Below are 24,176 nucleotides of genomic sequence, written 5' to 3' on the forward strand. Positions count from 1 at the left end.
CCTTTTTCATAAAACTGGCTTAAAAACAGCTTTCCTCCGGCGTTTGGCAAGTCTCAGGACTCTGGCATTTTGTGAGAGAAGCGAAGGATGATGAACTCCGCTGGACGGACCACCGCCAGCCCTACCTCCACGATCATGCGGCCTTCCAGAATATCCAGCGGGGTCATGGTCTTACCCAGGCCCACGGCCACATAAAACGCGTGTTCGGTAATGGCCCCTTGCAGGGCTCCCTGTCGCCAGAGGGTGGTCAGGAAGTTCTCAATCATGGCCTGCACTTTCACCCAGGTTCCTGCGTCATTGGGCTCAAACACGAATTGCTCCGTGGCTTTCTTGCTAGATTCAGTGACCATGTTGAAGAAGCGGCGCACGCTCACGTACCGCCACTCGTTGCTATTACCGGCCAAGGTGCGGGCTCCCCATACCAGCGTACCTTTGCCGGTAAAGGCCTTGATCACGTTGATGGACTTCCCGAAGTTGACATCCACGTTCAGCTCTCCGTTCTGCGACTCTTCCAATTTAACTGACGGCCCCACCACATTAACCAGACTCTCATTTGCGGGAGCTTTCCAGACACCGCGGGCGGCATCTACGCGGGCGTACAGCCCGGCAATAGCCCCGGAAGGTGGTAGCAGAGCGGTTTGTTCTTCCAGGTAGGAGATGACGTTTCCTAACACCGGAATGCGGCGCAGAACATCAGCCTCAGCGGCTTCCTCAGAATTCTGGGCATCGCGGAGCAGGTTGGTGATGAGGGTATACAGTCCATTGAAAATAGTGTCGCCGCGTTTCTCGATAATTTCTCGCAGGTTTTTGACTGCGTCTTCACGAGCCACGTCAGAATCAGCGGAAGCATCGGCGGTGAGGGTCAGTCCGGCAAGGTCTGCATCTTCGTCTAAGCCATCTTCTATGGCAGTATCCAGGTCCACAAAGTCCCAGGTACGGCCGCCCTTGTCATTGATACTGGCGATGCCTGGGTCACCCACTATTTTATCATCCTGGGAGAGCACTTCCACGCCAAACAATTGCCGGAGGTACAAGGGCGGCGTTCCGCCAGTAGGAAATAAACGTTCTTTGAAATCGGCATGTAAAGAGCCCGTGAGTAAGGCCGAGGAGCCACTTCTTAGACCTTCGTCAATGAAGACATCTACTATCTGGTACAGAAAATCCCAGACGGTGGTGTAGCTGGTTTTGACGGGCGTGATGTCTGCGTAGTTGCCGGCCAGCGTGGTAATGGCACTGTAGAAAGCAGCTTTGCGCTCCTGGTACATTTCCTCCAGCGATGCCTTGGTGCCCAGAAAGGTACTGAAAGCACTGTTCAGCCTTTTCGAACTGTCCACAAGGTTGTCTAGCTCCTTCAGGTTGTTTTGGGTGGTCGTATCAGTGATTTGCACATAGTCGGCGCTTCCCCAATCAACAGTGGCCCCGAATTTGGTTACCTTGCCTTTCACATCACGGTAGCGCACCTGGCGGGGCAGGTTGATGCGCAGGTACGGGTAGTAAGCGGCCCCAAACTGCAGGTTGCCCATGCCAATGTTGGTGCGGAAGGTGTCAATGTCTGTTTTCCGGTATTTTTCGTCAGAGGGGTTCGCAATTTTCACATCTGCGATCAGGAACCGGTCTTTCAGCGCAAAGCATTGTTCCAGCGCGACCTTGTGCAAATCGCCTAACTTGTTAGCGTCTAGTTTGATCCCATCCGGAAAAAGGAGAAGAGTGGGTTCGTCTTCTTTCCGCAGCTCGGCTAAGGCGCTTTCCACGGCCGTGGTCATGTCGCCTGCCACAAACGTGTTGGGGAATTTACCCAGAGATACAATGTAGCACTTGCCACCCCCATTCCGGAAATACATCCGGAGGCTATCATATAAATAATAAGTGCTTTCTACCGTGGCGGTCTTCACGGTGTTGCTCACGCTGAGGCCTACTCCTGTCACGTTCAGCGGCGGACTGCCCCCAAATAACTCCTCAAACTCCACCAGAGATTCCAGCCGGGTAGGCGTAAGTGCGTAGTCTTTGCCCCCGAAGGCGGTGCGCTGGGTATAGCCTATGAACGCCGGCACCGCCGTGTCTACGGCTGCTATGGAGGGCGGAAACTTGGGGACCTCGTCTATGTAAACACCGGGCACCCGCAGGGTAGATAGGTTCAACATGGCTATGGTGGGTTAAAGTATTGGTTATTCGTTTATGGTCTGTTTTTCTCAAATCTGCCCCAAATGAAGCTTGAAAACTAGGGCATTCTTGCTATCGCCGGCCCCCGTTAAGAGGCTGTAGTTGCTGAGTCCGCTTTTGCCGGAAATCTCAATTTTACCCCAGGCAGCGCGCGGCATGGTTTCCTCCCTATCTCGTAAGCTTTGGCGGCTGGCATAGTTGATTTTATTGTCAACGGACTTCCAAGAAGCGGTGTCAGTAGCAGGGGCTCCTTTGTTTTTGGCGAGGGCCAAGAAATGCTTTCCCTCTTTTTGCACAAGGTCGCCGGGGAGGTATTCCTCGGTGGCCAGGTAGGTTGGTAAAGGCAGGGTGAGATGCGGGTAAGTTGCCCCAAAAACGCGCGACCACTGGTTCCCGAATAAATACAACCCGTTCTCGTCGGCTGCTTTTACTTTGAAAGACAAGGCCGTTTGCTCTGATACTTTAAGATTGAGCCACTTCAGCCAAAAGCTTAGCACTACCTTTTCCAGCTTCGCCATGGGTTTACGGGTCTCTGGTAAAGTATCTGCCAGTAATGCGAACAAGGCGAACCCTGTTTTGGTAAGCTTCATTACCAACCCATTTCCTCGCATGGCCTTTTGGGTAGAGGCGTCTGGTTCTATCTGTAGCCATTCCCGCACATCATAGCTCCTCCGTTTCTGGGCTTTGCGGGGAGCGGGTAGGTCCTGAGTGCCGTCATATACTTTTCCGCCCTCGTCCAGAAAGAAATGGTGCAGAATCTCAACCGTTACCAATTGCTGGTATCTTCGCTTTGTGCTTTCCATGGCGAACTAAACAGGAGATTTATGGCCTATCTTTTCTTCTATCTCCAAGATCACAGAACCGCCTTCGGTTACCGCTTCCTGCTTCAGTTCTAGCAGGCGCATCATGTACAGCACCGAGGGGTGCTGCTTGCCGCCCAAGGTTCCCCACAAATGGTTGAGTTCCTCAAAGGTGGGCGAGTACAAATCCACAATAATCTTAAACTCGCTTAGGCGGTCATAGTCAATAAAGCCACCGCTAACCCCCACGTTGCTGTTGGTATGGGTAAAGATGCTCTTGTGCTGAAAAAACCGGACGAGCCGCGAAATGTAGGTCAATGCTTTCTCGTAATCACGGGTGGTGGCAGAGAACAGCACGAAGAGGTTCACGAACACCGGCGGGTTGAAATACTCTGTTTTCAAGGTGGCGTTATTGGCGAAGGAGTAAGGACCGTTTTTGAGCGTCTTTTCTTCCCGCATATTCACCAATGTCACCACAATCTTTTCCCTCAAGTCAGGGTTATCGGTCCCTGTGGGTGATTCCAGCACGGAGATATTACCCAGCACCACCGTATCTTCCACGGCTGTCTGAATACCCTCAAAGAAGGTATTCAGCTCTGAGACCAGAATCTTGAGAGCGTGGGAAATCACGGTTAACGAATGTGAAAGAAACCTGGAAGGTGAATCTTCATCAAAATTTGTAAGCCTCCAGAAAGCTTTTCTGGGTGGGGAATCTACGGCTATAGGTAAATCATGCTTGGGAGCGATTTTGGGCTCCTTTGGACAAATCTGCCTTTAAATGACATTCACAAAAAAGCCTTTCCTATACTTTGGTAACTCTGCAAAAGAAATCCAGTGAATTAACGGGAAGACCTTATAAGGTTCGTTCCTCCAGAGGTAGGAGGTGGGGCGGGTTTTCCGGTTGAGCCGGAAGGAGAAGATCAACTGAACAACGCGTTCCCAAGACAGAGAAGTAGCTTACTGCCTTAGCACATGTTCAAACTTTGTTTTTGTGCTGCATTTAGCACAAACGAATCCTGGCACAATATTCTTGATCAGAAGTATTGTGAAAGAATATATATCTGAGGCCTAATCTAGTAAATTAATACAATTTGCACAAGCTTATGTCTAATTTATTTTCATAAAAGTTTCTGCGCAGATGCGTATGAAATCTTCAAAAATGGAATATGGAGACGTGTAATTAACAAATCTGGCTCTCAATTAAATAGCTGGGAACACAAAAGTTTTTGGACTAGGGAAAACAGGTGTAACCATCCCCCTTTGCCCCCATTCAAAGGAGCAGGACCGTTCAGTTCTACATTGAAGGACTAACCTGCCAGGAAGCTCATTGCCGTTCTTTCTGAGTTTGAGGCCGCCGCCTCACTGATTTGCAAACTTCAGGTCATCTTAGGTCCAAGTTATAAACTTGAACCATCTGCCTTTTTAGAACTTAACGGCCCTGCCTGAAGGATGGGGTTCGGTAACCTAAAGAGTGTGCTACTTGGTACAAACAAAAAACGCTGTTAATGAATCAGTTTAAGACAAGACTTCAGCAAGCATTTAAATTATTTTCCAAGGCCACTCAGGGTATAGGTAAACTTAAAACTTAAAAAGCTTAAAATCCTCTATTTGCAAATTGCGTGCAAATAAAAAAGCCACTTACAAGTTTAACCTTATAAGTGGCTGATTTCTAAGTGATCCCGTTTGGATTCGAACCAAAGACCTACTGCTTAGAAGGCAGTTGCTCTATCCAGCTGAGCTACGAGACCATCGAAACAAAAATGAGTAATGGAGAATGTCTGTACATCCAACATTACTCATCTTTTTTCGTCGGGGTGGCAGGATTCGAACCTACGACCTCCACATCCCAAATGTGGCGCGATACCGGGCTACGCTACACCCCGAGTCCTGCAATTACAAAGTGACCAACTTCACTAAACTTCCGTTCTCCGTAATCGCGGTGCAAAGATATGAAATGAAATCTTCTTTCCAAATTTAATTTTCAAGAATATTTCGCGGAGAGAGGGGGATTCGAACCCCCGGTACCCTTTAGAGGTACGGCAGTTTAGCAAACTGCTGGTTTCAGCCACTCACCCATCTCTCCGGGCTAGCTCTTTCGGTTAAAGAGTGTGCAAATATAGCCGCTTAAAAATGAGATTACCAAAGCCCCCGCTAAAAAAATTTACAGGCTTGCCCCACTCCACGCATCATCGGCTTAGCTGCCAGCAAATTAGAATCAGGTATTCTGTGAAATTTATTTTCTACCACAACGTTTACCATAACAGCCAACCGACTTTTTAGCGGTTTTCGGCTGTAGGGAGAAGGCAAACGCATTTGTTTCTTTCTTTATAACTTGCCGCCGTACTGAAAAAACGCTCTCTTTACCCCATGACCTGGTACCTACCGTTTACTTCTATAGAGTTTTTTTTCTTTCTCCTGTTTGGGGTGCTCTATGGCGGCTACTTGTACCGGATAAAGCGGTTGGCCCAGCAGTTCAAACAAAAGGCGAATGCCATCTGGATAAAAGCCGTTATCCGGAGTATATACATGGCGCTTCTCATTGTGGCGTTGCTGGGGCCCTCTTTTGGAGCCATGACCAAAGAGATAAGAACCAACGGCAAAGATGTTTTTCTGGCGGTAGACCTTTCCCAGTCTATGAAAGCCCAGGACGTGCCGCCTTCGCGCTTGGAAAAGGTAAAATTGGAATTGCAGGAGTTTATCCATAACTCCAACGCAGACCGCGTGGGGCTCATTGGCTTTTCTTCTGAAGCCTTCGTGCTGAGCCCCCTCACCTATGACCAAAGCGCGCTTGAACTCTTCGTGCAGTCGCTTAGCCCCACGTTGGCTCCGCCGGAGGCAGCCCAAATCCAACCCGTTTTAGAGCTGGTTCAACAAAAATTCAAGGAAAGCGAAACTAGCCGCGAAACGGAGCGCTCCAAAATAGTGGTCATCTTCTCAGATGGCGAAACCTTCGGGGAAAATGTGCAGGCAGCGGTCAGGTCGCTGGTAAAACAAGGAATACGCGTGTACTGCGTGGGTATTGGCACATATGCGGGCGGCAGAATTCCGGAAGGGCGCAGCTTCAAGAAAAATAGTCAGGGCGAAATAGTACTCACCAGATTAGAGTCTGGTCTTTTGCAAGAGGTAGCGCTTCGTACCAAAGGCGCTTACTTTGAAGTAAACCAGCAGATAAGTGAAATGCCCCGGCTGCTCAGTGCCGTAAATTCAGTTAAAAGTGAGTTGCGCCAAACCAAAGTGGTGGAGGTAGCCGCTAACAAATACCTTTATCCCTTGCTGGCGGCCCTGCTGCTCATTGCGCTGGATGTATTATGGACCATACAGGTGCTGAAGATATGAGATACTGGTGGCTTATTTTTTTGCTTGCCTCCGCCCCGCTGGACGGTTTTCAGCGCATCGCGCTCCGCAACCAGTATGCCCAGCAGGCGGAAGCCGCCTACAAACAAAAGGAATATCAACAGTCCGCGGCCTTGTACGAGAAGGTACGCGAAACCGAACGCGAAGAGTCCCATTCCTCGGTGGTGTTAAACTTGGCGCATTCGTACTTTCATCTGCATGAGTACACCCGGGCCTCCCCTTTGTACCGTTCGCTGCTGAAAACCACAGACAAAGCACTTCTCTCTACGGTTGCCACCCAGCTAGCTATCATTGAAGCCGAAGAAGGTAATTACCCCAAGGCGCTTACTTACTGCAAACAGGCGTTGAAAGCCGATGAAACTAACCAAGCAGCCCGCTACAATTATGAGTTGCTTCAGAAGTACCTCCTGCTGCACCCTGAAAAACGACAGATGCCTCCCCCACCGCCAAAACGTTCTCCCCAGAACGGCTCGGGCGGTGCCCAACAACCCAATGCAGCGGGTAGCTCCAGCGCGCAAGGTTCCGGCGGAGCCGATGCTACGGGGACAGGTAATTCAGCCAACGGCGGCGGAGAAGCAAATGCGCAGAATGGCCCGGGTAACGCAGATCAGCGGCAGAACTTCGGGAATACGCCTGGTCTGAACCGAGGCCTGAGCGACCGCGGCAACCAGAACAGCAACGGGAACGGAGGCAACCCACGGAACAACCAAGCAGGTCAGACCGATGATGCTTTGCTGCAAACCCGTTTTGAGCGACTGAAGAAATTGCAACTCAGCCCTGAGAAAGCCCGCCAGTTGTTAGACGCCATGCGCCAGGAGGAAGCCCAATACCTGCAACAGGTACCGCGCAGAAAAACAAAGCAAACAAATAAAAACGCCCCAGACTGGTAGTAGTGCTGTTGTTTTAAGGCTGTTTTCAGGAAAGTAGATTCAAAACAAAGCGGTGTGCTCTGTTTGTTTTAAAGCGTAACACTCGCATCTGTTTTCGGCCTGTTTTCATAAAATATGCTTAAAAGCGCCACAATGCGGTATAGGATGTTAGGCCGTCCTGCCGGTGTTTCCCGGCGAGTCTCGAGACTCGCTTCATCCGGAGGCACGAGACGGAAGTCTCCCGCCAGTATCCAGTGCTTTTTAAACCTGTTAGGTCTTGGGAATCTGCAGGTTTTTTCGTTTTCAGCCGGTTTCCATAAATTTAGCCGGAAAGCAGTTTGCCCCTTAGTACGGTCAGCGGATGATGAACTCACAATTACAGCCTACGCGTAGATTCTAACGTTTAATGGAGGAACTCAGAACTCATTCTACCTAACAAGCGTTTGGTTATTTACCGCAGAAAAAGTAATTTCAATCCGACAATCTGGAAAACGCTACGGATCGCTAGTTGTAACAAGCTACATCAGTCTTCTAACTTGTCAGGTTCTTGCTCAATTTATCAAAACATAAGCATTGATACTCAATGGAAAGCACAAGCAATAGAATAAAAGAAGTTTACGTCATCTCAGCTGTTCGTACCCCCATCGGGAGTTTTGGTGGGGCGTTGGCAAGTTTGACCGCTCCTCAGTTGGGGGCCATTGCCATCAAAGGTGCTCTGGAGAAAGCCGGCGTTGACAAAAGCCTGGTCCAGGAAGTGATCATGGGCAACGTGTTGTCGGCGAATGTGGGGCAGGCTCCCGCACGGCAAGCCGCCATTGGGGCCGGTTTAGGCTATGAAGTGGAATGCACTACCATCAACAAAGTGTGTGCCTCGGGTTCTAAGGCCATCATGTTCGCCTCGCAGGCCATTATGCTGGGTCATAAAGACATTATCGTGGCGGGCGGCATGGAAAGTATGTCCAACGTGCCGTATTACCTGGACAAAGCCCGTTTTGGGGCGAAGATGGGTCACGGACAGATGATTGACGGCTTGGTGAAAGACGGCCTCTGGGATGTCTACAACGACTACCACATGGGCAGCGCCGCCGAGAACACTGCCCGCGAGTTGGGCATCACCCGCGAAATGCAGGACGAATACGCCATCAGCTCGTACCGTAAATCGGCCGAGGCCGCCAAAGCCGGTTTCCTGAAAGATGAGATTGTGCCTGTAGAGATTCCGCAGCGTGGCAAAGACTCCATCTTCATCACCGAAGACGAGGAATACAGCAAAGTGAACTTCGAGAAAATCCCGGGTTTACGGCCTGTTTTTGAGAAAGAAGGCACCGTAACAGCGGCCAACGCCTCTACCCTGAATGACGGTGCTGCCGCCCTGTTGCTCATGAGCAGAGAGAAAGCCGAGGAATTGGGTTTGAAACCAATCGCTAAAATCCTGGGCTTCGCCGATGCTGAGCAGGAGCCGAAATGGTTCACCACCACCCCGGCCCTGGCCATTCCTAAAGCCTTGAAAGTATCTGGGGTATCACCGTCTGAGGTTGATTTCTATGAAATAAACGAAGCGTTTTCGGTGGTTTCTTTGGCCAACAACCAAAAACTGGGATTGGAAGGCAAGAATGTGAATGTGTATGGCGGCGCGGTTTCTTTGGGACACCCGCTGGGAGCTTCCGGCGCGCGTATTGTCACAACGCTCATCAACGTGCTGCATAAAAACAACGGCAAAATTGGTGTGACTGGCATCTGCAACGGCGGCGGCGGTGCCTCTGCTATTGTGCTGGAGCGTATGTAATCTAGATTGAACTATACTAATTGCAAAAAGCCTTACGTTACAAGTAAGGCTTTTTTTATTGTTTTGTATTCATGAAAAGGATTTTGTTTCTAGTAGCGTTTGTGTTGTTGAACCTTGGCCTTGGGCTAGATTCACAGGCGCAGATACGCGTGGTTACCTATCATGATTCGCTGCAAACGGCCATCAAAGAGGTGTACTTCCTCAAATCGTCGGCAGACTCGGTCATGCACGGCTACTACCGCAAATACTACTCCTCCGGTGAACTGGAGGCTATGGTCAAAGTGGTAGAAGGTAAACGCGACAGCCTCTATACGGAGTTCTTCCCCAATGGCAAACCTAAACTGACGGTTCCCTACAAAGACGGAAAAAAGAACGGTCCTTTCTCCGCCATCTATCCCAACGGTAATAAATTGCAGGAAGGTCAATATGCGAATGACTTGCAATACGGCCCTTTCAGAAGTTACCATGAAAACGGCCAACTGAAACAGGAAGCCACGTTTGTAGACGGTTTTCCCGAAGGCTCCGTGAAAGAGTATTTCCCCACGGGCAAGCTGAAGTCTGAGCTTATGTATTCTCGCAAAGTGCAGAGCGGGGTTGCCCGCACATTTCACCCCAACGGCGAAAAGGAGTCTGAGGCCAATTACCGCAACGGCATGCTGGAGGGCGGCTACAAAACCTTTTATGACAACGGCCAACTGGAAACCGAAACCATCAGCGAAGGCCCTACCAAACCGGCCAAACTTAAAACCTACTATCGTTCCGGCAAGCTCATGACCGAAGGCAGCGTAGTGGCGGGCAAGCCCGAAGGCCCTTCCGTCTCATACTATGAAAACGGGCAGCGCCGCAGTACCCTCACCTACAGCAAAGGTGTGCGGGTAGGTTTGGCCCAGGCTTTTGACGAGAACGGGAAACTGCAGCAGGAAATCCGTTACAGCAACAATGAGCGGGACCGCAAAATCACCCGTTTCTATCCGTCGGGAACCGTTGCAGCCCAGGAAGAATTCAAAGACAACAAACGCGTAGGCACCTGGCAGGAATTCCACGCCAACAAGCAGTTGAAAACCTCAGAGCCGTACAAAAACAACCGCATCAACGGCGAACGCCTCTCCTATTATGACAACGGCCAGGTCGAATCCAAAGCCACGTACCTGAACGGCAAGATCGTGAGCACGTTAATCACCTATTTTCCGTCTGGAAAGGTGAAATCAGAAACGCTCTACAAAGACGGCCTCCGCTACGGCACCTTCAAACAGCTTTACGAGAACGGCAAAACCGAAATGGCGGGCACCTTCCGCAACAACCGCGAAACCGGCACCTGGACCTACTTTGACGAAACCGGCAAACAACTCAAAAAAGTAGAATACCGCAACGGACAAGTGGTGGTGGCAGACAAAAAGTAAGGCCTAAATGGACACCTTGTGTTATGTGTACTGTTCTATAACATTTTCCTTTAGACCTAAGAAACTCCAGTCACTTACACATTTGCTTCTAAGAATTTTTAACATACAAGCCTTTTATGGCTTTTAAAACTGCTCTCCTTTACTCTTAATGGCAGTTAGCTTAAAAAATATTTTAAATATTAATACACTAGTTTTGATGTTAGCAGACTTAGTACACGTAGCTACTTCTATCTTTTTGAATAATAAATATTTAACTCATTTATAACAAACGATGATTTTATAAATGCTTTTGACTTAAATTCAAAAAAACATTTATAAAATGCAAAAATTCTACCTCTTAATTCTTGTAGTCTTCTTCTGCCATCCACTTCTAGCGCAGAAGAACAAAGATGATCTCTTCATGCCTTTTGAGTTCCAGAAGGCATATAGCAATGGAACCAGAACGAAAACAGGCCTTGTTTCTGAAAAGTACAGCCAAAACCGTTCAAAATACCGCATCAAAGCCACCATCAACCCTGCCACCCGTTTACTCACGGGCGAGGCTCAGATAACGTATTTCAATAACTCCCCAGACACCATAAAGACAGTTGCTTTTCATACCTATCATGATTTCTATAAACCGAATTCCCAGAAAGCAGCCATTTTAGAAACCGCTGCCAACTCCGGAATCTACCAGGGGTTCATCATAGACAAGTTGCTTCTGGGGCAGGAGTCAGTCAACCTGAAAGATCCCTTGCAGGCAAACTACCGAGGAACCAATTACGCGGTACGGCTGAAGCAACCTCTCCTACCCCATACCACGCAGGAGTTGACCATCCACTGGAATTATGTGATTCCTGGAGAAGGATTCCTGCGGAGCGTCGCTATAGATAGTACCTCTATGATGGTGGGGTACTGGTATCCTGAGATGGCCGTACTAGATGATATAAACGGGTGGGACCAGATTCCATTTGATGCCGCCACGGAGTTCTACCACGACTTCTCTGATTATGAAATTAGCCTGACCATCCCCAATAACTTCACGGTGTGGGCCTCGGTTGCGCCAGAAAACCCTAAGGAAGTGTTCCCGCCAATGGTACAGCAAAGGCTTGAACAGGCCAAAAAAAGCAAAAAGCCAGTCCAAATCCTGACCGCAGCTGATTTCAAGTCTACTTCAACCGGTACCACCACATGGAAATATGAGGCAAAAGGTTTCCCTGACTTTGCCTTTGCCCTGAGCGACCATTACCTATGGGATGCGAGCACGTACCAAGATGAGAACGGCGACTATTTTGTGCATACCGCCTACCCAGTGAAGCACCCCCAATTCGCCTCTGTGATGCCTACTATACACACTTCTTTGGATGTGTTCCACCATACCTTTCCGGTGTATCCCTTCCCTTACAAGCACTTTACCATATTTAATGGATTGAAAGGCGGAGGCATGGAGTTTCCGGGTATGGCCAACAACGATGCTCCTACTGCAAAACAATTAGAAAATCTTACCCTTAAAAACACCACAGATGAGGAGGTGATTCTTGGGCTAACATTGCACGAAATGGCGCATATGTATTTTCCTTTCCTGATGGGAATACAGGAGAAAAAGTACGCATGGATGGATGAAGGTTTTGCGGTTTTTGCTGGTTTTTTCACCAAGCCTATATTTCTAAACACTAACTGGGATGAGTTTGGTTTAGGATCACAAAGTATTGCCCCAATGATGGTGCCCTCTTATGAACACCTTAGTTCCGGTGCTAATTCGTATGTTATTGGTTCAGCAGCCTACCACTCCCTCTACAGACTTTTAGGCAAAGAGGAGTTCTTGAAAGCGCTACACGCCTTTATGAATGAATGGAAATACAAGCACCCCACGCCTTATGACCTTATGTATACCTTTAACAGAGTATCAGGCAAAGACCTGAATTGGTTTTGGAAGAGGTGGTATTTTGACTGGGGATATCCTGATTTAGGTATTACGTCTGTCAAAGGCAAGACAGTGGTGGTAGAAAACAAAGGAGGCAGACCCCTGGCATTTACCGTATTGACAACGTTTAAAGACGGAACAACTTCAAAGCAGGAGATAAACCCCATTGTCTGGAAAAATTCTTCCAGCTATACCCATAAAATGAAGGCATCCAAACAGCCGCTGACCAAAGTAGAATTAATATTGCAGTTAGGAGGCGACGCTGAATCGAAAGACAATGTCTGGGTAAACCCCTTGCCATCGGTAAAATCTCAGCCTGCTGATTAAGTAGCAACTGGGTTAAAGTGAAGTCCTTAGGGTGTATGTGGCAGCAGCACTTAAGGGACGTCCTGTTTTCCATTCCATCATTGTTCCCTTACCAAAAAATGTTTTTGACATGGTTTTAAGAAAACTGGCCGAAATCAAAAAGATTTAATCCTTTACTCATTTAGAGCATCCCTCCCTTTTTATCTAAAACTATCATAGGAAATCTGTTTTATTTTCAACCCTGATTTTCAGAAAACAACCAATAAATAACCTAACACCAGTTAGGAACAAGCTCAAAAAATTTCTCCTATTGCGTTTTCCGCCGTACTTTAGTCGCTTAAACTAACCTAACAGACTATGACGGACGCCCTGAACACCGCCGCTCCTCTCCGCACGGATTGGACCATGGATGAAATTCGCGCCATCTATTATAAACCGGTATTGGAGCTCATTGTAGAGGCCAGCCAAGTTCACAAACAATTTCAGGCTACCGGTGAGGTGCAGGTATGTACGCTCCTCAGCGTGAAAACCGGTGGTTGTCCCGAGGACTGCGCCTACTGTCCGCAGGCGGCCCGTTACCACACCGGTGTACAGGCCCACAAACTGCTCAGCCATGAAGTGGTGCTGGACGCGGCCCGCAAAGCCAAAGAAGGCGGTTCTACCCGTTTCTGCATGGGCGCGGCCTGGCGCGAAGTGCGCGACAACCGCGACTTTGACCGCGTGCTGGAAATGGTAGAAGGCGTGAACGAAATGGGACTGGAAGTTTGCTGCACTTTGGGTATGGTAAACGAGTACCAGGCCGAGCGCTTGAAAGAAGCCGGTCTCTACGCCTATAACCACAACCTGGACACCTCTGAGGAAAACTACAGCAACATCATCACCACCCGTACCTACGGCGACCGTCTGGGTACCATTGAGAACGTGCGCAAGGCTGGAATCTCCGTGTGTAGCGGCGGTATCATTGGCTTGGGCGAAACCGATGATGACCGTATTGCCATGCTGCACGTGCTCAGCAACCTGCCGCAGCACCCAGAGTCAGTACCGGTGAATGCGCTGGTGCCGGTAGAAGGAACGCCATTAGCCGAGCAGCCGCGCGTGAGCGTATGGGAAATGGTGCGTATGATTGCCACCGCCCGTATTCTTATGCCTAAAACCATGGTGCGTCTGTCGGCGGGCCGTCAGGAAATGCCGGTGAGCGAGCAGGCACTTTGCTTTTTGGCGGGGGCTAACTCCATCTTCTCCGGTGATAAACTTTTAACTACGCCTAACCCCGGCTTCGCCGATGACAAAGCCATGTTTGAGCTGCTGGGCTTAAACCCGCGCAAATCATTCAAGGCCGAGACTGCCTGCGGCGGAACGGTAAGTGTTCCCGCGGAAGCCGCTCTTACCGCCGAATAAGCCACAGCCATGAAGGTGCCGGAACGGCTGTTGCGCCAATTAGAGGCCAGAAATCAGAAAGGCATCCTACGGAGTTTAACTTCGCCTGCTCCCGGTCTCGTAGATTTCAGCTCGAATGATTACCTGGGTTTGGCAGCCTCAGAGGTGCTGGCCCAACGCATCGCCGAAGAATTAGGGAATCAACCGGGGCACGGCGCCACCGGCTCACGGTTATTGAGCGGGAACACGCTGTATGCGCAGGAACTGGAAGAAGAACTCGCTCTTTTCCACCACGCAGAGGCCGCGTTGCTGTTCAATTCCGGTTACGCGGCCAACTGCGGTTTCTTTTCGGCGGTTCCGCAGCGCGGCGATACCATCTTTTATGACGAGGCCAGCCATGCCTCCATGAAAGAAGGAATCCGGCTCAGTTTTGCGCAGAGTTTCCCGTTCCGGCACAACGATGTGGAAGACCTCCGCAGCAAACTGAAACGGGCGCAGGGCGAGGTGTACGTGGCCGTAGAGTCATTGTACTCCATGGACGGTGATTTTGCGCCGCTGCAAGAATTGGGAACGTTGTGCCAGGAACAGGGCTTGTATCTGGTAGTAGACGAGGCGCACTCCAACGGTTTGTACGGCCCTAAAGGCGAAGGCTTGGTTTCAGCCTTACAGTTGGAACAACAGGTGTTCGCCCGCATCATGACCTTCGGGAAAGCCGTTGGTTGCCACGGGGCCGCAGTGGTGGGGCCGCAGGAGTTACAGCAGTTCCTGTTGAATTTCAGTAGGCCTTTCATCTACACCACGGCGCTTCCGCTGGCTTCCCTCATCGCCGTAAGGCAGGCGTACACCTTTCTTCCAGAACTCACCGCAGAACGGAACCGGGTGCAAGAACTGTCTGCGTATTATCAGTCGCGCACCGCTGACAAAGACGTTTCAGCCCTTTTTTCAGGAAACCAGGCCCTAAACGGAAGCCCTATTCAGGCCTGGCAGTTACCAGACCCGGCTGCTTTGCGGCAACTGGCTCATATTATCCAATCATCGGGTTTTGACGTGCGGCCGGTGTTCAGCCCCACCGTTCCGGCGGGCAAAGAACGCCTGAGATTAGTGCTGCACGCCTACAATACCCACGAGCAAGTACAAGAACTATGCAACCTTCTTCACCAGCATACCCCAAAAGATATTTCATTACCGGCATAGGCACCGATGTGGGTAAAACCATAACCGCCGCCATCTTTACCGAAGCCCTGCAAGCCGATTATTGGAAACCAGTGCAAGCCGGTAACCTGGAAGATTCAGACACGCACACCGTGCGCAGTTTAATCTCCAATACTCAAACTGTTTTCCACCCTGAGGCTTATCGCTTGCGGATGCCTGCTTCCCCGCACACGGCTGCGGCCGCCGAGGGAGTCCGGCTGTCCCTGGAGAAGATAGAGATGCCTTCTACTCCCAATAACCTGATTGTAGAAGGTGCCGGAGGGCTGATGGTGCCCCTGAACGAACGGGACTTGGTGCTGGACTTGATTCAGAAATTGCAGTTGGAAGTGGTACTGGTCTCCAGAAATTACCTGGGCAGCATCAATCATACGCTTATGGCCGCAGAAGTTCTCAAAAATCGCCATATTCTGGTAGCCGGAATTCTGTTCAACGGAGAGCCCAATGCTTCCTCTGAAGAATTCATTTTGAACTACACCCAACTCCCGGCATTCCCGCGCATTCTACAGGAAGATAGCTTTGATCAAAATACGGTTTCGCGCTATGCGCGGAACCTTAGAAACTACTTTGAAAACCATGGATAATAGCCTTTCTGCCCGTGACCAGTTGGTGAACTGGCACCCGTACACCCAAATGCAAACCGCTCCGCCCCCTATTGGCATTGTACGCGGTGAAGGAGCAGTCCTCTACTCAGAGGATGGAAAAGAATACATTGACGCTGTTTCTTCCTGGTGGGTAAACATTCACGGGCACGCACATCCGCACATCGCGGAGCGGGTAAGCCAACAGTTGCAAACCCTGGAGCACGTGATCTTCGCTGGCTTTACCCACGCCCCGGCGGTAGAACTCTCCGAGCGTCTTCTTCGGCTGCTGCCAGATAATCAAGCCAGAGTCTTTTACTCAGACAACGGTTCAACCGCGGTTGAGGTAGCCCTCAAAATGGCCCTCCAATACTGGTTCAATCAAGGAAAAGATAAAACAAAGATCATTGCCTTTGAAGGAAGCTACCACGGTGATACCTTCGGGGCTATGTCAGTCAGTGAACGGTCGGTATTCACCCGTCCGTTCCAGCAGTACTTGTTTGACGTGGAATTCCTGCCCGTTCCGGTACCCGGAAGCGAAGAAGCAGCCATTGCGCACTTAGAAAACCTGCTAACCCGCGGGGACATTGCGGCCTTCGTGTTTGAGCCTTTGGTGCTGGGAACGGCCGGCATGGTGATGTATTCCCCCGAAGCCTTAGACAAGTTAATCGCCCTTTGCCGCAAGCACCAGGTCCTCATCATAGCCGATGAAGTCATGACGGGATTTGGGAGAACCGGAAAACGCTTCGCCTGTGATTACGTAGCCCAGCAACCCGATTTGATGTGCTTTTCCAAAGGATTGACCGGAGGCACTATGGCCCTGGGCGTAACTACCTGTTCACAGGAAATCTATGCTTCTTTTCTGAGCGAAGACAAAACCAGAGCTTTCTTCCATGGCCATTCCTATACCGCTAATCCGGTAGCCTGTGCCGCTGGTTTAGCCAGCCTGGACTTGGTGGAAGACCCCTCATTTTTAGAGAATCTGGACAGAATCAGTGCCTCTCACGCTTCATTCGCCCAAAGCCTACAAGGACAGCCCGGAATCAAAACCTGCCGCCAGACTGGTACCATTCTAGCCGTAGAGTTTGAGGTGGGGCAAACCTCCTATTTCCATTCCTTACGGGATCAATTGTATAATTTGGCTCTGGAAAACGGCGTGCTGCTTCGTCCCTTGGGGAACATAGTGTACGTGTTACCGCCTTACTGCATCACTCAAACTCAATTGGAACAGGTGTACCTTGTGATGGAACAAATGCGCCAGTTGGTAGTAGAGGCGTTTTAACCTTCTTTTTAAGAATTTTAGCCAAGAAACAGATGGAAAAAGAACGGGAGTGGATTGTGATACGTGGGGTTGGTTCTGTCTCTGGACTGGGCGGAACACCGGAAGAAGTCCGGGCTTCCTATGCCAGCGGCAAAACCGCTTTTACTTCACTTTCCTCTTTGGGTTCAGACATATCAGTAGCTCCCCTCTCTCCTGCAGCCGAAGCACTCCTTCAGAAATTACTTTTGGAGAATCCTACCTATTCTTCCTTAGACCGCTCCGTGCAACTGGCAATTCTGGCCTCTAGGCAAGCAGTGGTTCATGCTGGTTGGAATTTGGATCGGGATACTTCCGTGGGCATCAACATAGGTTCTTCCCGCGGGGCTACCGGTTTGTTTGAACAGTTTTATGCCGATTTTCTGCAAAACCCCGGTAAACGTCTTTCGCCCACCGTTTCGCCTAGCACCACCCTGGGGAACGTTGCCAGTTGGGTAGCCAATGACCTGCAAGCCGAGGGCCCGCTCATCAGTCATTCTGTTACCTGCAGCACCGCTCTACAGGCGTTTGCAAACGGAGTAGCCTGGCTTAAAGCTGGCATGGCGAAACGCTTTCTGGTTGGTGGCACCGAAGCACCACTTACGCCCTTTACCATTGCCCAAATGAAAAGTATTGGCATTTACTCAAAGTATGCCGCCCATGACACCCCCTGCCGTCCGCTTAACAAGGAAAGCAACACTTTTGTATTGGGTGAAGGAGCTGCCGTTTTTGCCCTGGAAAGGATGAACCAAGCCGAAATTGAAAGCTTAGGGCTGATGCAAGTAGTGGTGGTGGAAGCAGTAGGCATGGGGTATGAACGTAGTCCCTCTAAGACGGGTATTTCAGCCGAAGGCCATCATTTCCAAAAAGCAATGCGAGATGCATTATCTCAAGCATCTCTGCCATCCTCGGCAATTGATACTATAGTCCTGCATGCCCCGGGAACCAAGGCGGGTGATGCGGCTGAGATGCAAGCTGTAAATGAAGTCTTCGCCAGTAAGCCGCCAATCTACTTTTCTAATAAATTTCAGATTGGTCATACATTAGGTGCTTCCGGCGCTTTGTCTGCAGAGTTGGCTTTTCTACTTTTAACTAGTGGAAACATAAAGCAACCCTCTTTCTTTCCTTCTGGGCCTCTCTCCACAAGACCAAATCAGATTATGATAAATGCTGCTGGTTTCGGTGGCAATGCGGCTAGTCTTTTATTAGGCGTAAGGAATTAGTTAGAATTCAGCTATTAAAATGAACGATGATCTTAGGTTATTCATCGTCCAAAACGGCACATTCGTCTAAAGCAACAATTGTTCTTAACAGATGTACATGGGTTTAATCTAAATATAATGAAATAGGACAATTTTAACTTCGATTCAAAAATTTTAAAATAACCATTATCTTAATTACAATACATTCAATCTAAAACAGCTATATAAATAATAGTGTAAGCACTTAAACACTGCATTCATCGAAATAGCACATTTAAAAGCTAAATGAAAGTTAGCTTTACATGATCTTAATAGTGCTATTTAGTATTAAACGTAGTGAATCAGTATTATCCTTTTCCTCCCCTATTTAAATTTAGCAGTTATCTTACTGCTATTATTCTTCTCTTATTATCATGCTGCGTTGGCCAAAAGGCTACCGCGCAAACCCCAGGAATGATCTTCCAGAAAGCCTTGAATCCGGGACCCACCACTTTGGACCCCAACAATGACGGGTATGTTTCCAGATTCAGTACCGGATTTGTGGGCACTGCTGACATGGGGGTAAACAGTGAAATCCCATTCAGATTCTTGCCACAAATGCCAACCACAAAAGGTCCCGAGCCACTGGCAGACCTAACCACAGGTTCTAACGGGGGGCACACAGACCTAGCAGATGTGCCTTTAGCAGTTGCTTATAATGGTACAGACTTGATATTTAGAATGAGGGTTGGAGGAAGCTCCACCGCCTCTAAAGGATATAGCTTTTTGTTAGATACAGATAATGTATTCAATAAAGTTAAGCTAGCGAATGGAACTTTGATAGACTATACCACGCCTTCAAAGGTGACCAACTTGGGGTTTGAATATGAAGTGGTTCTTGCTTTAAACTTTGATGTCATTATTTATAGACACAAAGGTAGTGGAGATCTAAACGATCCTATGACCAGTAACATCATCTGGCGAGGATCTGCCAATGGCGGCTATAATAAATACTTCCAGAAAGCTGTAGCTGCTTCAAAAGCTGGTGGAGACACAGATTACTTCTTTGACTTTTACGTGCCGTTGTCTGCTTTTAGTGCAGATGGAGGAATTGGCATTTCCCCTTCTACCCCTTTGCGCTTAAGCGGCTCAACTGTGACAAGTGCCCAAACTGGCTTGGAAGGTACTATTTCTGATATTGGTGGTGTTAATGACAAGATGTATGGCAATGACAAAATCAGAATCTGGAAAGACCTGATTGCTGCCTTCCCTCCCACTACTCCGTTGCAAATTCAAAATGGAGACTTTTGTCAATCACCCGCGCCAGAAGCTCCCTCTATTTTGAACTCAGGCGGCCTTAGAACAAACACTACTATCATAACTGGTAAATCAACTGAAAATGGTGGTACTATTAAAATTTACAGAAACGGTACTGAAATTATAGCAAACAGCCCAGTAACAGTAAGTGAGGGCGCATGGTCGTTCGTCTTGCCAAATGGCACTACCTTGGCGCTTAATGATAAGATCACGGCCAAAGTAACTAGAGCAGCAACCTCAAATTGTCCTGAATTTACTTCTGTTTCATCTGCCACAGCAACGGTGGCTACCATCCAGTATGGTACCTGTACCGTAACTGCTCCTACTATCTCAGGCACTACTAACAAAGATGCTATAAGCGGTACTACTATTTACCCAGGCGCAGAAATCAGGATATATAAAGATGGGGTTTATCATGCCTCTACAACTTCTGGCACTACCCCTACCACTACTGGCGGAAGCATTTACAACTGGACATACGATAACACGGCCTTTTCTAGAGACTTTGGATACCCAAGAGATGCAAGCAACGCTAATGCTTCAAAGGATTATGCCACTATTAATGCTACCGTAACCCCTGTGAATGGCTGTCAATCTAAGAGATCCAATAGTTACTACATGAACTCTTCAGATCCTACTGTGCCCACTACTACAGGTACAACCCAAACCACGCAAGTACCGGTTTTATTAACTACTAGCCTATGTTCTGGCGCTACCAACATCTCTGGCACTTCTGAGCCCGGAGCTTTGATTTTCATGTATGTAAATGGTGTTCCGGTAAACCTGAATGGAGCAGGAGGCCTTGGAACCATAGCTCCCACTAACACCACAACAGGATTCTCCCTTATTACATATACAGCTCATGTCACTACTGCAGATGGAATCGCGGCTAATAATACTACCAGCACTGCTAATAACTCCAATTGGCAAATAGATATAGCACAATTCACCTTGCAACCAGGAGATAAAATTTCATTCAAAGCCGCAGTACCTAATAACTCTGGCTCAACCAAAACACCTAATTACCCAAGTGGGTATGAAGGCCTTTCAGCTTCAACCTCAGAGATAGAAATTGGAGCCTGCATTACTGCTACACCAACTATTTCCACAACTGCTCCCTGCCCATCTGTTTCCACTATCATGGGTACTTCTCCTGAGAATGGATCATTTGTAACAGTGTACAGGAGAATTGATGCCGAGGCAAATACTACTTCTGACACCCGTATTACTAACCCGGTAGAAGTTGTAAATGGTACTTGGACTGCTACCATCTTACCTGGTTTTTCGCCTTCCGTAGGTAATATTCTATATGCTGTAGCTTCGGCTCCTAATAAAAAAGATAGTCCTATCTCCAATTTTGCGACAGTTCAAACTCCAAGTTTGGCGGCCGACTTAGGTTTATCATTAAACTCAGTTAGGCAGGGAGCTACTACTGTTACTGGAACATCCACAACCAGTGGCACTGTCTTTATTTACATTGATGGCGTCAGAATTACAGAAACTGCTACTGTTTCTAATGCATCTTCAAGCAACCCCGCTACATGGACTGTTTCAATTACTGCTGCTAACCAATTAAACTTGGCACCTGGTATTCAAGTAAGGGCTTCAATACAACCATCATCTAGTTGTGAAAGCCAACAAACAGCTGCTCAGACTGTGACTTGCTATGCCCCTTCTTCCAGCCCTGTAATCTCTACTACCTCCCAAACAATTTGCCGTGGTAACTTAGCTACAGTGTCTATTAACGGAGTGGAAGAGGGTGTTGTATATCAATTATACAATGGAGAAACCGCCACTGGCCCTTCTGTAGTAGGAGATTTATTTAAAAGTACATCACTTACCTTAACATCAGGCCCCCTTAACAGCACAACCACTTTAAAAGTGAGAGCTTATAGGGTTGGTAATTCTTCCTGCACCGTTACTTTAAATGGTTCATCTGTAGTAACGGTTAACCCAGGCCCTACAGCTTTCAGCATTACGCCTGCTTCAGTAAATGTTTGCAATGGTGGAATGGCAACTGTTTCACTTTCTGGTTCTGAAAGCAATACTACGTACCGTATTCAGGTGTATGATGAAAATATAGACACGTATGTAAACAGTGGAAATTCAGTTGCTGGTACTGGCAGCAACATTTCACTTACAACAGCAGCTTTGTCGGGAAGTGGCACCTTCAAAGTGGTGGCTATTTCTGGTTCATGTACCGTGGACATGGGTAACACGTTCACTGTTTTTGTACCCGCCAAAAACTTAACTCTAACGCCAACATCAAGATCCATTTGTAGCGGCTCTACCGCATCTGTCACCATCAGATCATCACAAACAGGGGTAACCTACCAACTATACAATGGTTCAACTGCCTCTGGTTCTGCTGTGGCAGGAACCGGAAATGACATTACGTTAACTTCAGCCGTATTGACATCTGTAGGCACAACTACTTTTAAAATTGTAGCTAGCACCTCTACCCCTACTTGCAGTGTAGATTTAACTCAAACGTTTGCAGCTACGGTCACGCCTACTTTAACTACGCCTACCATAACTTTAACATCTACCAACCCTATTTGTGATGGCGGAAGCGCTACCATAAAGGTAAACGGTTCCCAACTGGGAGTTAATTACCAAATCTATAATGGAAATTACACAAGCGGCTCCATTGTAGTGGGCACTGGTGGAGATATTGTACTTACTTCTGCGGCTCTAAATGCAGGAACCACCTTGACAGTGAGAGCGAGTAATTCTTGCGGCAACACTTCTATGAGTGAGGGCACTGTTGTAACGGTTTCGGCTATTCAAGCATATACTATTTCCCCTACCAGTACTACAGTTTGCTCTGGAAATAATGTAAATGTCACGGTGGCCAACTCTGCCCCAAGCACAACCTATACGTTAAAATACTTTAACCCATTCACAAGAACATTTGTTGACTTTAGCCCAGTAGTTTCAAAAACCAATACAGCTTCACAAACCGGCGCCTTATCCTTAACTACTCCTGCTTTAACAGCAAATGCGACGTTGAAAGTGGTGGCAACGTCAGGAACCTGTAGCAAAGACATGCTAAATACTATAGATGTTGCTGTCTCCTCTACTGAAGTCACTTTTGGCACATCTACTCAAACTATTTGTGCTAATTCCTCAGCTACAGTAACTATACTTAACTCTCAATATAACGCAGTTTATCAGTTAGTGAATGTAACTGGCACGGCTATTAACCCAGGCAGTTCTGTGGTAGGAACAGGGGGTGACATTACGTTAACATCGGCTGCTTTTACTACTAATGGAACATATACATTAAGAGTTACAGTAACACCTCCAAATTGCCCAACTTTTAACTCATCTAATTTTACTGTAAACGTGGCTACTCCTACCGCCTTTGCTGTATCAAGAGTTTCTCCTGCTTCAATATGCTCTGGAAGCACCGCCACTTTGGCTTTAAATTCCTCTGAATTAGGGGTTACCTATCAGATATTTGAAGGTAATGACGCCGTAGTTTTACCAGTGCAAGGAACAGGTGCGGGCATTTCCTTAATCACTTCACCTCTAACTGCCACAACTACCTTAAAAGTAGTAGCTAGCAAATCTGGTTGCGGTAGTGTAGATATGACTAATACCCATACTATTACTGTTACCACCCCTCCTGTAGCTTATACCATTAGCCCATCAAAACAAACCATCTATACAGGCTCTACCGCCAGTGTCACCGTATCTAACTCACAAAGCGGGGTAACTTACCAGATCTTCAATGGAAAAGACGCTAGTGGTACAACTGTAAATGGTAACGGAAACAGTATCACTCTTACCTCAGCCGCATTAAGTTCTAATGCAACGTTAACGGTCAAGGCTATGGCTTCAGGTAGCTGCAGCGACGTTCAAATGGATGGGTTTTCAATGATTACTATAAGTCAATCCCCACTCCCGGTAATGCTGACCAGCTTTGACGTGGCAAACACGCGTGACGGTTCGGTTCAATTACGTTGGGTTACTGCTTCAGAAAAGGACAATGACTACTTCCAGGTAGAGCGCAGTCTGGATGGAAAGAGCTTTGAAGCTATTGGTCAGGTGAAAGGAAACGGGAACAGCAATGTAGTGCAGTCCTACAACTTTACAGATGTTTCTGCCCCTGCCGCTACCCTTTACTACCGCTTAATGCAAGTAGATTTTGACGGTAAATTTGAATACAGCAAAACCATTTACGTGAAAGCTGCCGGAAGCAAAGCAGTTAAGCAAGTGACCATTTCGCCTAATCCTTTTTCAAAGGAACTGACTATTTCATTGACAAACCTAGGAAGCCGAACGGTACAGATTGAATTGTACGACTTACAACAGAAGCTTATTTTTAAAGTATCAGCAGAGGTTGCTTCAAGCCAGATGTTGTTAAAGAAAGACTTTTCTAACCTTAGTGATGGAGTATATCTGTTACGGGTAACTAGTGAATCTTTGTCTGAAGTTATAAGGGTAGTTAAAAAAGACTAAGACTAAATACCCGTAAGAAGTCCTTTATTGAAGGACAGAATATGCAGTTTGTTATGCATTATGGATCCATCGGCATCATTGCTGTTGTGCCACCAACCATGGTTTTTAGGCTCCTTTTTCAAAAACTGCCCTTAAACTGAACTGATTAAGTTTGTTTAAACAGGGTATTCAG

Annotated in this window: 14 protein-coding genes and 3 tRNA genes; 11 read left to right on the forward strand and 6 right to left on the reverse strand. The window is 48.0% G+C overall.

The window, feature by feature from the left end:
• Positions 1–53 precede the first annotated feature (53 nt).
• From ACY0JR_RS12765 to ACY0JR_RS12790, 6 genes are all read right to left on the reverse strand, one after another.
• Positions 54–2,141 carry a phage tail sheath family protein gene (locus ACY0JR_RS12765; RefSeq protein ID WP_462634485.1) on the reverse strand — a complete coding sequence of 696 codons (2,088 nt, stop codon included), beginning with the start codon at positions 2,139–2,141 and terminating at the stop codon, positions 54–56.
• Between the two features lie 48 nt (positions 2,142–2,189).
• Positions 2,190–2,963, reverse strand: a complete 774-nt coding sequence (locus ACY0JR_RS12770) for a hypothetical protein (RefSeq protein ID WP_462634486.1) — start codon at positions 2,961–2,963, stop codon at positions 2,190–2,192.
• Between the two features lie 6 nt (positions 2,964–2,969).
• Entirely contained in the window at positions 2,970–3,590 is a 621-nt protein-coding gene (locus tag ACY0JR_RS12775; RefSeq protein ID WP_462634487.1) for a Pvc16 family protein, read from the reverse strand.
• 1,044 nt (positions 3,591–4,634) lie between these two features.
• Positions 4,635–4,708 (reverse strand) — tRNA-Arg (locus ACY0JR_RS12780).
• Between the two features lie 61 nt (positions 4,709–4,769).
• Positions 4,770–4,843: transfer RNA gene (locus ACY0JR_RS12785), tRNA-Pro, on the reverse strand.
• Positions 4,844–4,955: 112 nt separating this feature from the next.
• A tRNA-Ser gene (locus ACY0JR_RS12790) sits at positions 4,956–5,043 on the reverse strand.
• 284 nt (positions 5,044–5,327) lie between these two features.
• On the opposite strand from ACY0JR_RS12790, the gene ACY0JR_RS12795 reads away from it, so the two are divergent.
• From ACY0JR_RS12795 to ACY0JR_RS12845, 11 genes are all read left to right on the forward strand, one after another.
• Entirely contained in the window at positions 5,328–6,296 is a 969-nt protein-coding gene (locus ACY0JR_RS12795) for a VWA domain-containing protein (RefSeq protein WP_462634488.1), read from the forward strand.
• Positions 6,293–7,204 (forward strand): tetratricopeptide repeat protein, encoded by a 912-nt coding sequence (locus ACY0JR_RS12800; protein WP_462634489.1) that lies wholly within the window; start codon positions 6,293–6,295, stop codon positions 7,202–7,204. Before ACY0JR_RS12795 ends, ACY0JR_RS12800 begins: the two co-directional genes overlap by 4 nt.
• A gap of 562 nt (positions 7,205–7,766) precedes the next feature.
• The gene (locus tag ACY0JR_RS12805) at positions 7,767–8,966 is read left to right on the forward strand and encodes an acetyl-CoA C-acyltransferase (RefSeq protein WP_462634490.1); all 1,200 of its coding nucleotides are present in this window, start codon (positions 7,767–7,769) and stop codon (positions 8,964–8,966) included.
• A 71-nt stretch (positions 8,967–9,037) separates the two neighbouring features.
• Positions 9,038–10,366: a toxin-antitoxin system YwqK family antitoxin gene (locus ACY0JR_RS12810; protein ID WP_462634491.1), complete on the forward strand. Its 1,329-nt coding sequence runs from the start codon at positions 9,038–9,040 to the stop codon at positions 10,364–10,366.
• Positions 10,367–10,685: 319 nt separating this feature from the next.
• A complete protein-coding gene (locus tag ACY0JR_RS12815; protein ID WP_462634492.1) occupies positions 10,686–12,596 on the forward strand; it encodes a M1 family metallopeptidase in 1,911 nt (636 codons plus the stop codon).
• Between the two features lie 336 nt (positions 12,597–12,932).
• Entirely contained in the window at positions 12,933–13,973 is a 1,041-nt protein-coding gene (gene bioB, locus ACY0JR_RS12820) for a biotin synthase BioB (protein ID WP_462634493.1), read from the forward strand.
• 9 nt (positions 13,974–13,982) lie between these two features.
• Positions 13,983–15,146, forward strand: a complete 1,164-nt coding sequence (locus tag ACY0JR_RS12825) for an aminotransferase class I/II-fold pyridoxal phosphate-dependent enzyme (RefSeq protein WP_462634494.1) — start codon at positions 13,983–13,985, stop codon at positions 15,144–15,146.
• The gene (gene bioD / locus ACY0JR_RS12830) at positions 15,095–15,745 is read left to right on the forward strand and encodes a dethiobiotin synthase (protein ID WP_462634495.1); all 651 of its coding nucleotides are present in this window, start codon (positions 15,095–15,097) and stop codon (positions 15,743–15,745) included. The genes ACY0JR_RS12825 and bioD overlap by 52 nt, the downstream gene beginning before the upstream one ends.
• Complete coding sequence (bioA, locus tag ACY0JR_RS12835; RefSeq protein WP_462634496.1) at positions 15,738–17,024, forward strand: adenosylmethionine--8-amino-7-oxononanoate transaminase; 1,287 nt, start codon at positions 15,738–15,740, stop codon at positions 17,022–17,024. Before bioD ends, bioA begins: the two co-directional genes overlap by 8 nt.
• Before the next feature lie 32 nt (positions 17,025–17,056).
• Positions 17,057–18,262 carry a beta-ketoacyl synthase N-terminal-like domain-containing protein gene (locus tag ACY0JR_RS12840; RefSeq protein WP_462634497.1) on the forward strand — a complete coding sequence of 402 codons (1,206 nt, stop codon included), beginning with the start codon at positions 17,057–17,059 and terminating at the stop codon, positions 18,260–18,262.
• Between the two features lie 432 nt (positions 18,263–18,694).
• The gene (locus ACY0JR_RS12845) at positions 18,695–24,004 is read left to right on the forward strand and encodes a T9SS type A sorting domain-containing protein (RefSeq protein ID WP_462634498.1); all 5,310 of its coding nucleotides are present in this window, start codon (positions 18,695–18,697) and stop codon (positions 24,002–24,004) included.
• Positions 24,005–24,176 lie beyond the last annotated feature (172 nt).

The organism is Rufibacter sp. JT3400010 (assembly GCF_054956755.1).

Bases quoted from the DNA above. Each gene is read 5' to 3' on its own strand.
- ACY0JR_RS12765 (WP_462634485.1), bottom strand. From the start codon at position 2,141: ATGTTGAACCTATCTACCCTGCGGGTGCCCGGTGTTTACATAGACGAG.
- ACY0JR_RS12770 (WP_462634486.1), bottom strand. From the start codon at position 2,963: ATGGAAAGCACAAAGCGAAGATACCAGCAATTGGTAACGGTTGAGATT.
- ACY0JR_RS12795 (WP_462634488.1), top strand. From the start codon at position 5,328: ATGACCTGGTACCTACCGTTTACTTCTATAGAGTTTTTTTTCTTTCTC.
- ACY0JR_RS12800 (WP_462634489.1), top strand. From the start codon at position 6,293: ATGAGATACTGGTGGCTTATTTTTTTGCTTGCCTCCGCCCCGCTGGAC.
- ACY0JR_RS12805 (WP_462634490.1), top strand. From the start codon at position 7,767: ATGGAAAGCACAAGCAATAGAATAAAAGAAGTTTACGTCATCTCAGCT.
- ACY0JR_RS12810 (WP_462634491.1), top strand. From the start codon at position 9,038: ATGAAAAGGATTTTGTTTCTAGTAGCGTTTGTGTTGTTGAACCTTGGC.
- ACY0JR_RS12815 (WP_462634492.1), top strand. From the start codon at position 10,686: ATGCAAAAATTCTACCTCTTAATTCTTGTAGTCTTCTTCTGCCATCCA.
- bioB (WP_462634493.1), top strand. From the start codon at position 12,933: ATGACGGACGCCCTGAACACCGCCGCTCCTCTCCGCACGGATTGGACC.
- ACY0JR_RS12825 (WP_462634494.1), top strand. From the start codon at position 13,983: ATGAAGGTGCCGGAACGGCTGTTGCGCCAATTAGAGGCCAGAAATCAG.
- bioD (WP_462634495.1), top strand. From the start codon at position 15,095: ATGCAACCTTCTTCACCAGCATACCCCAAAAGATATTTCATTACCGGC.
- bioA (WP_462634496.1), top strand. From the start codon at position 15,738: ATGGATAATAGCCTTTCTGCCCGTGACCAGTTGGTGAACTGGCACCCG.
- ACY0JR_RS12840 (WP_462634497.1), top strand. From the start codon at position 17,057: ATGGAAAAAGAACGGGAGTGGATTGTGATACGTGGGGTTGGTTCTGTC.
- ACY0JR_RS12845 (WP_462634498.1), top strand. From the start codon at position 18,695: ATGATCTTCCAGAAAGCCTTGAATCCGGGACCCACCACTTTGGACCCC.